The organism is Variovorax robiniae (assembly GCF_037889955.1).
In the GTDB taxonomy this organism is placed as follows: Bacteria; Pseudomonadota; Gammaproteobacteria; order Burkholderiales; family Burkholderiaceae_C; genus Variovorax; species Variovorax robiniae.
Genome location: NZ_JBBKZS010000001.1, coordinates 357,409 through 369,672, shown reverse-complemented (window position 1 = coordinate 369,672; position 12,264 = coordinate 357,409). Strand labels below are relative to the sequence as shown.

The following is a 12,264-nucleotide window of genomic DNA, read 5'->3' as shown; positions in this document are numbered from 1 at the left end:
AGAAGGTTTCTCAATGAACATCATCGGACTCGACGCCTTGGTCTTCGGCGTGGAAGACCTGCCGGCCTGCCGGCAATACCTGATCGACTATGGCCTGAGAGAAGCGGGCAATGACCGCTTTGAGGCCCTGGATGGCACCGCAGTCGTCCTGCGCGCCAAGGAAGACACTGCGCTGCCCCAGTCCATGGGCACAGCCAGTTTGCTGCGCGAAACGGTATACGGCGTAGCGGACGTGCTCACGCTGGATGCGATCGAGACCGAACTGCTGCGCGACCGCGCTGTGGTGCGCGAAGGCGGGGTGCTGCGTTGCCAAGACGACATGGGCTTCGCGCTGGCCTTTCAACTCACCACGCGCAGACCTCTCACGCTTCCTTCGGAGCAAGTGAATGCGCCAGGATCAGTCCAACGCGGACTGAACCAAGTGGGCCTGCCATCCGACATGCCTGCCTTGCCGCGTTCGCTGTCGCACGTCGTCTATTTCGTGCCAGATGCGCAGAAAGCCGAAGCCTTCTATCAGCGCCTGGGCTTCGTCTGCACGGATCGCTTCACGGGCGTGGGGCCGTTCCTGCGGCCTGCTGGCACGCAAGACCACCATACGCTCTTCCTGATCCAGACGCCGCCTCAGATGAAGGGCTGCGAACACTTTACGTTCCACATGGGCGGCCCGACCGAAGTGATGCTGGCCGGTACGCGCTTTGCGGAGAAGGGATACCAGAGTTTCTGGGGACCGGGTCGTCACCGCTTCGGCAGCAATTGGTTCTGGTACTTCAATTCGCCCTTGGGCTGTCATGTGGAATACGACGCCGACATGGATTTGCATGACGACGCGTGGATCGCGCGTGAAGTGCCGATGGGCGCCGATGCATCGCAAATCTTCCTGTTCCAGCACCGTGAGAAGTGGGCGCCGGGCGGACCGCCCGCGTCCGGCGCGCAGCACTGAGCTGAAGGAAAGCGCATGCGGCTGTGCCATCTGCTCGACGTGCCTGACGGAGGTGCGCGCGGCTTCGACACGCAATCAATCCGCCGGGCGTCCGTCTTCATTGTGCGGCGCGGGCAGCAGGTACGAGCCTGGCTGGACGCTTGTCCGCACCATGGAACCCCGCTGCCGTGGCGCAAGGACGCTTACTTCGATGCAGCAGGCGCAAACGTGGTCTGCGCCGCTCACGGCGCCCTGTTCGACCCGTGGACGGGTATTTGCACGTTGGGGCCGTGTTTGGGCGATGCGTTGACGCGATTGCCGACGCAAATCGATTCAGAGGGCGGCATTCATTTGACCGTTGACAACAACCTACAGGAGACAGACTCGTGAAACTTGCAGCCCAACGCATTCTCATCATTGGTGGGGGCTTTTCTGGCATGTCCGCGGCGATCGACCTGCGCCGACGCGGCGCTGAAGTTGATCTCGTGGAAATTGACGGTGGCTGGCGCAACTATGGAGCAGGCATCAGCCTGGGCGGCGCTACGCTGCGCGCCTTGGGCCAATTGGGCGTGCTCGATGCCTTCCTCCGCGAAGGCAATGCCGCGGATGGCGTACGCCTGTGCCTGCCACACGGCCCACAGGTTGGTGAGATTCCCACACCACGCATCGTTGGCCCCGATGTACCCGGCGGCGGCGCGATCTTGCGGCCGGTACTGGCGCGAATCCTGGCTGAGGCCACGCGCGCATCCGGCGCCAATATCCGGTTGGGCTGCACCTTCACCTCATTCCAGCAGGACCCTGAAGGGGTGGACGTCAAGTTCACTGATGGCCAATGTCGTCGCTACGACCTCGTGATCGGCGCGGATGGCCTGTATTCCAAAGTGCGCACGGCCCTTTTTCCGGAAGCCCCACGGCCGCGCTATAGCGGACAAGCGGTCTGGCGTGCGGTACTGCCGCGCCCACCCGAAATCGAAACTGCGGTCATGTGGTTGGGTCCGCGCATCAAGCCTGGCGTGAACCCGGTTTCCAAGGACGAAATGTATCTGTTCATCACCGAACCGAGAGCGGATAACGACTACGTGGATCCAACGACCTTCGTCGAAAGAATGCGCGCGCTGCTGGCGGATTTCGATGCACCTGTGCTGCAAGCCATCCGGGCGCAGCTCGGTGACCACTCGCAGATTGTCTTTCGTCCGTTGGAAGGGCTGTTGGTACAAAGGCCTTGGTCACAGGGCCGCATCGTCCTGATCGGGGACACGGTGCACGCAACGACGCCGCATCTCGCTTCTGGCGCCTGCATCGGAATCGAGGATGCATTGGTGCTGGCAGAAGAATTGCAACTTGCCAACGATGACCTGATGGCAGCGCTCGCGAACTTCGAGGCGCGTCGCTGGGAGAGGTGCCGCATGGTGGTCGAAAACTCCGCGCGCCTCGGCGAGATCGAAATCGAGGGCGGCGACAAGCAAGAACATGCACGCATCATGCGCGAATCGCTCGCTGCGCTGGCCGAGCCCATCTGAGCGGAGCGAATCGCAATGACTACGTTTCGCCTTCGGTTTGCTGGCGCGGCTTGACCGTAGCGGCCGCGCGATGGCCGCCACGCCTGCCATGCTGATGACCGGTGCGGCCATTGGCCCCGTACTGGGCGGGACGCTTGCCAAGACATGGGGCTACGGCAGCTTCGGCCCCATTGCGGTGACCATCGCTGCCGTCGCGGTTCTGTGCTTCTCGCGCCTCCCGCGCTGCGCCGATGTCCGGCGACAACAAGCAATCGCATAGACCCCTAACTACTATCGATCAGGAGAAACTTGATGTCCTTTCCTCCCATTCATCGCGTCGTCACTGGCCACGATGCCGGGGGCCGTGCCGTCGTGAGCAGCCAAGGCCCGCTGCCAACCGTAGTCGAGATCGCATCGATCCCCGGCACGGTATTCCATGAAGTTTGGAGCACTGCGGGCAACCCCGCGCCGGTGGACAACGGCGCCGATCCGACCACCGGTCCGATCGTGCTGCCACCACCCAAAGCCGGCACCCGCATTCGCTTCGTCGATATCCCGCCGGACACCGAGGAATTGCTCTCGCACGGGGCAGCCCGCATGAAGGATGCCTTCACGCAGATCGGCGACGTCCACGCGTCGACCGTGAAGGACGATTCGCCGCATCCCCTGATGCATCGCACGGAATCGGTGGACTACGGCATCGTGATCGAAGGCGAGTTGACGCTGGTGCTGGACGATAGCGAAGTGCCGCTAAAGGCTGGAAGCGTCGTGGTGCAGCGCGGCACCAACCATGCTTGGGCCAACCGTTCGGGCAAGCCGTGTCGAATCCTCTTCATCCTGGTCGACGGCCGGTACGACGCCGCGCTTGGCGATTCGCTACGTGGTCGCTGAAGCCGATGCAGAGGGAATTCATGCCATTGATGCACGCTCGCTTCAGGGCGTGCGCGTGAACTCCGTTGCGCCGGGGCTGATCCGTACGCCGCTTGCTGAAGAACTGCTCGGCAATGAGGGGTTCATGGCGCGCAGGTTGGCCTCCACGCCATTGCGGCGGGTGGGTGAGCCCGACGAGATCGCCGGTGTGGTGGTGATTTTGGCGAGCCGGGCAGGGGGCTTCATCACGGGCCAAAACCTGGTCGTCGATGGCGGTACGACGATGAGCGACGGCAACTAGCAGAGCAAGCAAGACCGCTTGCTGGCAAACAACAACAGGAGACTACGCAATGAGATTCGCGAGTTTGCGAGACGACACACCAGACGGGCGCTTGCTGCTGGTTTCGCGCGATCTGCGGCAGGCGCTCGACGCCAGCGAGGTGGCGCCCAACTTGCTGGATGCGCTGCATCGCTGGGAAGAGGTGGCTCCGGTTCTTCAGCGGTTGTACGACGCGCTGAACGAGGGGGGCGTTGCTGAGGCCAAACCCTTCGACCCGACGCGCTGTGGTGCACCGCTGCCACGCAGCCCGCAGTGGTGCGATGCCTCGGCGTTTCTAACGCACGGGCGACTGATGGAGCGAGCGTTCGGCACTCCCCCAATTCCTCATTTCGACACCGTGCCCGTGATGTATCAGGGGGCAAGCGACGATTTTCTTGGTCCGAACGACGACGTGCCGCTGCCATCGGAAGCCGATGGCATCGACTTCGAAGGCGAGTTTGGAGTGGTCGTCGCCGCAGTGCCGATGGCCGCGACAGCGGCCGAAGCGCTCGGCAGCATTCGCCTCGTAATACAGATCAACGACTGGAGCCTGCGCGCACTGGGTCCACACGAAATGAGCACTGGCTTCGGATTTCTGCAAGCCAAGCCGTCGACAAGCTTCGCGCCGGTGGCGGTCACCCCGGACGAACTGGGTGACGGCTGGCGCGACGGTCGTGTGCAGCTGCGCTTGAACGTGGCGTTGAACGGCAAGCGCATCGGCGAGCCGCATGCCGGCGAGATGAACTTTGATTTTGGCCAGCTGATCGCGCACGCTGCTCGGACGCGGCGGCTGTCGGCCGGCACGATCATCGGCTCGGGTACGGTATCAAACGTGGCGCGCAGCGCCGGGTCAGCCTGCCTTGCCGAGCGGCGAGTGATCGAGATTCTCGATGAGGGCAGCCCGAGGACGCCATTCATGAAGTTCGGCGACCGCGTTCATATGCAAGCGCGTTTCGACGATGGAAGCGCGGGGCCTTTCGGAGTGATCGACCAGCAAGTCGTGAGTATCGGCCGATGAAGCGCGTCGTCATCACGGGAGCGCACGGCTTCATCGGCCAGGTGCTGGTGCGCCGTTTGCTGGAGCAGGGCATCGCCGGTGCGCCGATCGACCAGCTGACGCTGGTCGACTTGAGCTTCGATAGACCCCATGACGACCCGCGTGTGGATCAGGTCGAAGGGAGCCTGGACGATGCCGCGGTGCTCGAGCGTGCATGCGCATCGCCAATGGAGGCGGTTTTCCATCTGGCCAGCCTGCCCGGCGGCGCAGCCGAGCGCGACTACGCGCTGGGCCGCCGGATCAACCTGGACGCTACGTTGCGGCTGATCGAAATGCTACGTCATCAACCGAGCCCGCCGCGCTTCGTGTTTGCCAGTTCAATCGCCGTGTATGGCGAAAACTTGCCCGAGCTGATCGACGAGTCAACTTTGCCCGCGCCCGCGTTGACCTACGGCGTCCACAAGCTGGCTGGTGAGGTGCTGGTCGCGGATGCCACGCGGCGTGGGTGGATAGAAGGTTGCTCTCTGCGGCTGCCTGGCGTAGTGGCACGGCCAGGCGAAGGGGTCGGATTGATGTCGGCTTTTATGAGCCAGATGTTCTGGCGTCTGGCTGCGGGCGAGCAGGTCACCCTTCCGGTGTCTGCGGACGGTGTCGCGTGGTGGATCTCAGCGAGAGCGTGTGTGGGCAACCTGGTTCATGCGGCCGAGATTCGGCCAGAGCTGCTGGATGCTCGGCGCAGCTACCAGATGCCCGTGCTGCGATTGACCATGGACCAAGTGGTTCAGGCGCTTGCTGCACGTTACGGCGTCGAACGGGCCGCCTTGGTGCGCTACGCGCCAGAGCCGCTTGTTCAGCGGCTGTTCGCCAGCTATCCCCCCTTGCACACGCCGGCTGCGGAGGCGCTGGGGTTTCGTCACGACGGCACCGTGCAGCAATTGATCGAGCAGGCAATGCTGTCATGACAGCAGTATCAGGAGTTCGTATGAGCGGATTGGTCTTCCGGATTCAAGCGCTTTTCTCGCGGCGCGCAGTCATGCTCGCACTAGCCTTCGGGGTCAGCTTGTCCGGCATGGCACGGGCTCAAACTCAGGCGGCGTATCCTGCCAAAGCAGTGCGCCTGGTGGTGCCTTTTCCAGCGGGCACATCGCCAGATGTCGTCGCACGCTTGTGGGGCGAGCGTTTTGCCAAGGCGACTGGGCAGCCGGTGATCGTTGAGAACCGTCCCGGGGCCAGCACGATCATGGGCGCGCAGGTGGTCGCAGTTGCACCCGCAGATGGCTACACGCTCCTATGGACTGTCAACAACACTTTTTCGATCAATCCCTACGTTTATCCGAAGCTGCCATACAAGGCGGAAGACTTTGCCCCGGTCACTCGCATTCTGTCGGTACCGTACGTGCTGGTGGTTTCGGCAGAGTCCAGAATCCGCTCGCTGGCTGATCTGGTGCGCGAGGCGAAGGCACACCCCAATGCAATGAGTTATGCCAGCGCTGGTATTGGGCAAGGCACCCACGTCGCGATGGCCCGCTTGTTGAACACTGCCGGCGTCACGATGACGCATGTACCGTACAAGGACTACTTCATTTCCGACGTGATCGCTCAACGCGTCGACGTTGCATTTGACGCCAGCACGGGCGCGATTCCTCAGATCAAGGGGGGCAGAGTAAGGGCGCTCGGCGTTTCGAGCACGAAGCGGATCGAGGCGCTGCCGGACGTCCCCGCGATCGCCGAGACTTTCCCTGGCTTCGTCGGCGATTCCTGGCACGGGATCTTTGCACCAGGAAAGACGCCCGAGCCGGTGATTGCGGCGCTGATGGCTTATTCGCGGCGCATTGTCGAGGCGGCGGATTTTCAGGCAGCGTTGCGCGATTACGGGCTGACGCCCGCCGGCGAGGCACCGGACGAGTTCCGCAAGTTCCTGGTCGATGACGCACGCGCCTGGAGCAAGGTCGTCAGAGACAACCAAATCAGCGCAGATTGACACGGTGATTGCTTCTCGCAGTCTCGCGGGTCTCTCGAGGCGCACGAGGGCACCAACGATTGCTTCCATAACAGCGTCGGCGCGTGCAAGCCGTCGCCTGCGTCCAAAACTTGAGCGGTTGCTCCGCGATAACCAGTAGACACGATGACGAATCGACGTACCTTTCTTGCCGCCGTCGCGACCGGTGGCCTTGGCTACCTCCACATGGCCGACGCATTCGCGCAAACGTTCCCTGACCGCCCCATCAAGTTGGTGGTGCCCAATCCGCCGGGGGGGCCCTCGGACATCGTTGCGCGCTTTTTGGCGGAAAGCATGCGGGGCGATCTTGGACAGAGCTTGGTGATTGACAACCGGCCGAGAGCCGCTGGACTTATTGGCACGGCCGCAGTCGCCGCCGCCCCTCCTGACGGCTACACGATTCTTGTCACGTCACGCTCGAACCACGTTATTGCGCCCTTGGTGCAAAAAGGTTCGCCAGTGGCACCACAGCGCGATCTGATTCCCGTGGGGCTTGCACTGCGTGCTGTCGGAATTCTGGTCACTAATGCCGCGGCCCCATTCAAAAGCCTGCAGCAGTTGGTGGCATTTGCGAAGGCAAATCCTGGCAAGTTGTTCTACGGAAGTGCAGGCATCGGCGCTACCAACCATATTGCGATCGAGCAGTTCCGCACGATGGCTGGCATCGAGCTGACGCATGTGCCGTACAAGGGCTCTGGCGCATTGGTGACGGGCCTGATGGGCGGAGAAGTGCAGTTGGCACTGCTGGACTTTTCGTCAGCACAGACTGGCGTGAAAGCGGGCAGCATCGTTCCCTTGGCACAAACGTCCTCCCGCCGCCTGCCCACGCTGCTCCAAGTCCCCACACTTGCCGAATGCGGCTTCCGCGACTTCGATCCATCGTTCTGGATTGGCTTGGCAGCGCCACGTGGCACACCACCCGAGACAATCGCACGGTTGAATCATGCGCTCGAGAGAGCGCTTGCCGATACGCAGATGAAGGCGCGTGCGCAGATCAATGGCTGGCAGTTGGTGGGGGGAGCGCCGAACGTCTTGCGTGATGCAATCGAGCAAGACATGGCGCAATACCCGGCCCTGATTCGGGCATTGGACTTGAAACCCAGTTGAGGGCTGCGGCGTCGCTCGCAAAACTGAGCGGGGAAGGGGGCATTTGGGGGCCCCCTGTCCGCGCGTTCGTCGTCGTCAGCTGCCGCCTACGCAAGCCCGCCTTGACACACGAACTTGATATGCAAGTGATCGTCGAGGCCGTGCACACAACCTTCGCGCGGAGTGGTGCATTCAATCGAGCACAACATTGAGACGCAGGCGGCTCGGCCGGGGAGCTCAGAGTGCCCGCTTTGCTATTTTATTTAACATAATATACATTGTATTATCATAGCAGGATCCACAACTGCGATACGCAGTAGCCGCGCCTGGGGGCTTCATACCCAAATTCCTTGTCGCTTGATTCCTCCGCGCATATACCCGCCGCATGGGCTTGACCTATCTTTGAACGGCTTGCGGGCGCGGCGTCATCTCGACGACGCGGCCGCACAGGGAGCGGCGTGCGACTGTCATCAGGAAATGAGTGCGACGCGCTGCGTCATCGCATTCAAAAGCAAAGCAGTCGGAGACATCCACCATGAGCAGCAGCCTCGCGTCAGGAGCCGCGCCTTCGTGCGCGCCCGCATCCAAATCCAAGCCCAGCACCGTCAAGGTCATCACGGCCATCTCCATCGGCAATGCGCTGGAATGGTTCGAGATCGTGATCTACGGCTTCCTGGCCGTGACCATTTCCAAGCTGTTCTTTCCGGCGGACAACGAGAACGTGTCGCTCCTGATCGCGCTCGGCACTTTCGGCGTGACCTTCTTCATGCGTCCGGTGGGCTCGATCGTCCTCGGCGCATACGCCGACTCGGCCGGCCGCAAGGCCGCGCTCACGATGTCGATGGCGCTGATGCTGGGCGGCACGCTAATGATCGCCGTATCGCCGACCTTCGCAAGCATCGGGATCTGGGCGCCGGTGCTCATCATCGTCGCGCGGCTGTGGCAGGGCTTCGCGGCCGGCGGCGAATTCGGCAGCGCCACGGCCTTGCTGGCCGAGCAGGATCCCAAGCGGCGCGGCTTCTTCGCCAGTTGGCAGTTCGCCAGCCAGGGCATCACCACCTTCCTGGGCGCCGCGTTCGGCATGGGGCTCAACTCCTTGCTGACGCCGGAGCAGCTGCTGTCCTGGGGCTGGCGGATACCGTTCTTCTTCGGCCTGCTGCTCGGTCCGGTGGCCTCTACATCCGCCGGCACCTGGAGGAAGGCGACGAGTTCGACAAGAACGCCACCAAGGCCCCGCCGGTGCGCACCGCCCTCCTCGACCAGCGCGGCCGCACGCTCACCTCGATGGGCCTCATCATCCTGGCCACGATCATCTCGTACACGGGGCTGTTCATGCCGACCTTCGCGGTCAAGCAACTGGGTCTGCCGCCCTCGATGTCCTTCGTGGGCACGATCTGGCTCGGCGTGTTGCAGTTGACGCTGGTGCCGTTCTACGGCGCGTTGTCCGATCGCATCGGTCGCCTGGCGATCATGCGCACCGCGGCGCTCATCATGCTGGTGATGATCGTTCCGCTGTTCTACATGCTGGTCTCGTACCCCTCGGTGACGACGCTGATGATCGTCCTCACGGCGATCGGTCTGGTGGCAACGGCCTACTGGGGACCGATGGCGGCCACGATGGCCGAGTTGTTTCCCGCCGGCATGCGCGGCACCGGCCTTTCCGTCAGCTACAGCTTGGGCGTGGCGATCTTCGGCGGATTTGCACCCTTCATCAGCGCCTGGCTCATCACCGCCACGGGCAGCAAGATCTCGCCGTCGTTCTACATGGTCTTCGGGGTGCTGATCAGCCTCGTGGCGCTGCGTGCGGCGCCGCGCTACGGCATCAGGTAGCGCCACTTCGGCGCCCGTGATTGGCGGGCCGGGCCAATGCCGTCGTGACGACGGCCTGCTAGGCTCTGGCCTTCGATATTCATCCCGCGGGTGCCACCGATGAAATCCGAGGACAAGGGCAAGGGCTACTACGGGCGCTACCGCCGGCGCGGATCGTCGCGCCGCAAGGACTGGCGCGCCTACGTGGCGCCGCTGTTCGCGATTGTTGCGGTACTGGCCGTCGGCTTGTACTTCGTCCAGATGTCGGATCGTGAACCGCCCGCGACTGCATCGACCGCGCCCTCTGTCACGGGCGACAAGCCGGTGGAGCGCACCGCCGCCCTGCCCCCGTTGAACCTTCCGGCCGATGACGCGCCCCACGCCTCCGGCATGGAATGGTGGTACTACAACGGCATCCTCGACGCGAAGACGGGCAATCGCTATGCCTTCCACGTCGCGGTCTTCGTCGCCAACGGGTTGGTCAAGCACACCGTCATGCATGTGGCCTTGACCGACTTGCAGACCGGCCGGCGATTTTCGGGCCAGAGCCGCACCGGCGGCCTTCCCGCCAAGAGCACGGCCAGCGGATACGACTTCCGGCAGGACGGATGGCAGGTCGCCGCCAACGGCAATGCGCACGTCGTGCGGGCCGAGTTCGAAGGCGTCTCGCTGGCGCTCGACCTGAACGCTTCGGGCCCGGTGGTCGCGCACCGGGCGGCTGACTCGGCCACGCCGGGACTGCTCGACTTCGGCAAGAGCGGCATCAGCTACTACTACTCGCGCCCTCGCATGGCCGCGCAAGGCGAGATCCAGATCGCCGGGCGCCAGATCCCGGTGAGCGGCGACGTCTGGTTCGACCACCAATGGGGCGACTTCGATGTGCTGAGCTTTGGCTGGAACTGGTTCGCCCTGCACCTGGCCGACGGGTCCGACGTGATGCTCTACGACTTGTTCGACTCCGATGGCAACAATGTGCTGACCTCGGGCACCGTCTCCACCTCCAAGGGCTCCACGCCCCTGAAAGCCAGCGAGATCGAACTGACGCCCGGCCGCAAGTGGACGAGCCCGGACACGAAGGTCAGCTACGTCGTCGAATGGAACGTCAAGCTGCCTTCCGGCACCTACAGCATCAAGCCCTTCGTCGACAGCAGCGAGTTCGAAGCGCAACAGACGACGGCGAACGTCTATTGGGAAGGGCCGGTGAAAGTGTCGGGCAGCGCCGAGGGCCAGGGATTCATGGAACTGAGCGGTTACGAGCGCCTGGGCCGCAAGTAGGGTCGCACCCCTACCACTTGCCTTCCTTCGGCAGCGCCTGCGGCTTCTTCTGCGCAGCCGCGGAAATCATGGCGGCATCGCTCTCCCGGTTCGCGCGCTTGGCGAAATCGACGGCGGTCATGCCCTGCTCGTTCTTCATCGCGGTGTCGGCGCCCTCCTCCAGCAGCAGCTTGACGGCATCGCTCGAGCCGTACATCGCAGCCATCATCAGCGGCGTGGTGCCGTTGGGCGATTGCGCGTCGATGAAGGCGAACTTGTCGAGCAGCAGCTTCATGATCGAGATCTGGCCGCTGGTGGCCGCATAGTGCAGCGGCGTCCAGCCGGTCTTGTTGACGGCGGCATCGCGCGCGAGCAGCTTGGCCACGACGTCCTGCTGGCCCTTGAGGCTGGCCATCATCAGGGGGCTTTCACCGCTGCCGTTGACGGCGTCGACGTCGGTCTTCGGCGAATCGACCAGCACCTGCACCACGCGGGGCGAGGGTTCCCGCAAAGCGATCAGCAGGCCGGTCTGCTGCTTCTCGTCGCGCGTGTTCGGGTCGAAACCGCGCTCGATCAGGCTGCGCACGCCGCTCGCGTTGTCGCTGCGCACGGCACGGAAGAAGTCGTCATACGATCCGGCAGTGCTTGCACAGGAAATGAGTGCAAAAACAAATAGATATCCAAGCTTCTTGAGAAAATACTTCATGTGTTGATCGCGCTGAAAAGGGTTTCGAAATTGCGACTTGTGGCCTCGGCCACGGCCTCGACGGGCATCTGTCGCACTTGGGCAATCTGTTGCGCCACATAGGGCACGTAAGACGGATTGTTGGTCTTGCCCCGGTACGGCACCGGCGCCAGGTAGGGGCTGTCGGTCTCGATGAGCATGCGGTCCATCGGCACGAAGGCCGCCACGTCACGCAAGTCCTGCGCCTTCTTGAAGGTGAGGATGCCGGAGAACGAGATGTAGAAGCCGAGGTCGAGCGCGGCGCGTGCCACTTCGGCCGTCTCGGTGAAGCAATGGAACACGCCGCCGGCTGCGTTGGCGGTGCCAGTCTCGCCCTCTTCCCGCAGGATGGCCAGGGTGTCGGCCGAGGCTTCGCGGGTGTGGATGATCAGCGGCTTGCGGGTCTGCTGGGCCGCGCGAATGTGTATCCGAAACCGGTCACGCTGCCATTCCATGTCGGCCACGCTGCGACCGCCCTTGCGTTCTTCCATCTGGTAGTAGTCGAGGCCGGTTTCGCCGATGGCCACTACCTTGGGCAGCGCGGACAGGCGCACCAGGTCGTCGAAGGTGGGCTCCTGGATGTCTTCCTCATCGGGGTGCACGCCGACGCTGGCCCAAAAGTTGTCGTACTGCGCGGCCAGCGCATGCACGGCGTCGAATTCTTCCAGCTTGGTGCAGATGCACAGCGCGCGGTCGACTTGCGCGGCTTGCATGGCCGCACGGATCCGAGGCATGTCGTCGATCAACTCGGGAAAAGTGAGGTGGCAGTGGGAGTCAGTGAACATCCC

The 12,264-nt window shown here is 63.2% G+C and carries 13 protein-coding genes and 2 pseudogenes; 12 read left to right on the top strand and 3 right to left on the bottom strand.

Translation table 11 applies throughout. From position 1 onward, the window contains the following. The first annotated feature begins 13 nt into the window (after nucleotides 1-13). From WKW79_RS01555 to WKW79_RS01510, 10 genes and pseudogenes are all read left to right on the top strand, one after another. Entirely contained in the window at nucleotides 14-940 is a 927-nt protein-coding gene (locus WKW79_RS01555; RefSeq protein ID WP_340333332.1) for a VOC family protein, read from the top strand. Nucleotides 941-955: 15 nt separating this feature from the next. After that, nucleotides 956-1,309: a Rieske (2Fe-2S) protein gene (locus WKW79_RS01550; RefSeq protein WP_340333331.1), complete on the top strand. Its 354-nt coding sequence runs from the start codon at nucleotides 956-958 to the stop codon at nucleotides 1,307-1,309. Then, nucleotides 1,306-2,439: an FAD-dependent oxidoreductase gene (locus WKW79_RS01545; RefSeq protein ID WP_340333330.1), complete on the top strand. Its 1,134-nt coding sequence runs from the start codon at nucleotides 1,306-1,308 to the stop codon at nucleotides 2,437-2,439. The genes WKW79_RS01550 and WKW79_RS01545 overlap by 4 nt, the downstream gene beginning before the upstream one ends. 25 nt (nucleotides 2,440-2,464) lie before the next feature. After that, nucleotides 2,465-2,698: pseudogene (locus WKW79_RS01540) on the top strand (MFS transporter); the annotation flags it as partial. A gap of 32 nt (nucleotides 2,699-2,730) precedes the next feature. Beyond that, on the top strand, nucleotides 2,731-3,309 hold the full coding sequence (locus WKW79_RS01535) for a cupin domain-containing protein (RefSeq protein WP_340333329.1): 579 nt from the start codon (nucleotides 2,731-2,733) through the stop codon (nucleotides 3,307-3,309). After that, the gene (locus WKW79_RS01530; RefSeq protein ID WP_340333328.1) at nucleotides 3,284-3,589 is read left to right on the top strand and encodes an SDR family NAD(P)-dependent oxidoreductase; all 306 of its coding nucleotides are present in this window, start codon (nucleotides 3,284-3,286) and stop codon (nucleotides 3,587-3,589) included. The genes WKW79_RS01535 and WKW79_RS01530 overlap by 26 nt, the downstream gene beginning before the upstream one ends. Before the next feature lie 49 nt (nucleotides 3,590-3,638). Beyond that, nucleotides 3,639-4,625, top strand: coding sequence for a fumarylacetoacetate hydrolase family protein (locus tag WKW79_RS01525; RefSeq protein ID WP_340333327.1), 987 nt, complete (start codon nucleotides 3,639-3,641; stop codon nucleotides 4,623-4,625). After that, nucleotides 4,622-5,566: an NAD-dependent epimerase/dehydratase family protein gene (locus tag WKW79_RS01520; protein WP_340333326.1), complete on the top strand. Its 945-nt coding sequence runs from the start codon at nucleotides 4,622-4,624 to the stop codon at nucleotides 5,564-5,566. Before WKW79_RS01525 ends, WKW79_RS01520 begins: the two co-directional genes overlap by 4 nt. A 20-nt stretch (nucleotides 5,567-5,586) precedes the next feature. Further along, on the top strand, nucleotides 5,587-6,585 hold the full coding sequence (locus WKW79_RS01515; RefSeq protein ID WP_340333325.1) for a Bug family tripartite tricarboxylate transporter substrate binding protein: 999 nt from the start codon (nucleotides 5,587-5,589) through the stop codon (nucleotides 6,583-6,585). A 204-nt stretch (nucleotides 6,586-6,789) separates the two neighbouring features. Further along, nucleotides 6,790-7,710 (top strand): Bug family tripartite tricarboxylate transporter substrate binding protein, encoded by a 921-nt coding sequence (locus WKW79_RS01510; protein ID WP_340333324.1) that lies wholly within the window; start codon nucleotides 6,790-6,792, stop codon nucleotides 7,708-7,710. A gap of 375 nt (nucleotides 7,711-8,085) precedes the next feature. Here WKW79_RS01510 and WKW79_RS01505 read toward each other — a convergent pair whose 3' ends face one another. After that, the gene (locus WKW79_RS01505) at nucleotides 8,086-8,304 is read right to left on the bottom strand and encodes a hypothetical protein (RefSeq protein ID WP_340333854.1); all 219 of its coding nucleotides are present in this window, start codon (nucleotides 8,302-8,304) and stop codon (nucleotides 8,086-8,088) included. Here WKW79_RS01505 and WKW79_RS01500 point away from each other — a divergent pair. Next, a pseudogene (locus tag WKW79_RS01500) lies at nucleotides 8,225-9,519 on the top strand (MFS transporter). The gene WKW79_RS01505 and the pseudogene WKW79_RS01500 overlap by 80 nt on opposite strands. Before the next feature lie 99 nt (nucleotides 9,520-9,618). Beyond that, on the top strand, nucleotides 9,619-10,773 hold the full coding sequence (locus tag WKW79_RS01495) for a lipocalin family protein (protein ID WP_340333323.1): 1,155 nt from the start codon (nucleotides 9,619-9,621) through the stop codon (nucleotides 10,771-10,773). A gap of 10 nt (nucleotides 10,774-10,783) precedes the next feature. On the opposite strand, the gene WKW79_RS01490 is transcribed toward WKW79_RS01495, so the two are convergent. Together WKW79_RS01490 and WKW79_RS01485 are read right to left on the bottom strand one after the other, a co-directional pair. Then, nucleotides 10,784-11,458, bottom strand: a complete 675-nt coding sequence (locus WKW79_RS01490; RefSeq protein ID WP_340333322.1) for an ankyrin repeat domain-containing protein — start codon at nucleotides 11,456-11,458, stop codon at nucleotides 10,784-10,786. After that, the gene (locus tag WKW79_RS01485) at nucleotides 11,455-12,261 is read right to left on the bottom strand and encodes a TatD family hydrolase (protein WP_340333321.1); all 807 of its coding nucleotides are present in this window, start codon (nucleotides 12,259-12,261) and stop codon (nucleotides 11,455-11,457) included. The genes WKW79_RS01490 and WKW79_RS01485 overlap by 4 nt, the downstream gene beginning before the upstream one ends. Between the last annotated feature and the right edge of the window lie 3 nt (nucleotides 12,262-12,264).